General features: G+C 63.2%; 1 protein-coding gene. It reads right to left on the minus strand.

The annotated features are described in order from the left end of the window. A partial coding sequence (locus EOB49_RS35945) for a PTS transporter subunit IIC (RefSeq protein WP_281060651.1) occupies nucleotides 1-234 on the minus strand: 234 nt, incomplete at both ends.

Genomic DNA, 234 nt, shown 5'->3' on the forward strand with positions numbered 1-234 from the left:
AGAAGGCGATCGCACCAAGCACGAGGCCGATGATGAGGCCCATCACGACAGGTTCGCCGAACACGCCGAACCTGCGCTCGATGGTGTCCGTGTTGATGTTGATGCGGTTGATCCCGGGAATGCGGTCCATGATCCAGTTGAGCACAATGGCGATCGGCAGGATCTGTGCCGAGGCGAGGTGCGGCACGGAAATGCCGGGCACGCCGTAGAACTGCTGCACCGCGCGCGCCGACC

Origin of the sequence: Mesorhizobium sp. M7A.F.Ca.MR.148.00.0.0 (assembly GCF_003997735.1) — a bacterium.
Classification (GTDB): domain Bacteria; phylum Pseudomonadota; class Alphaproteobacteria; order Rhizobiales; family Rhizobiaceae; genus Mesorhizobium.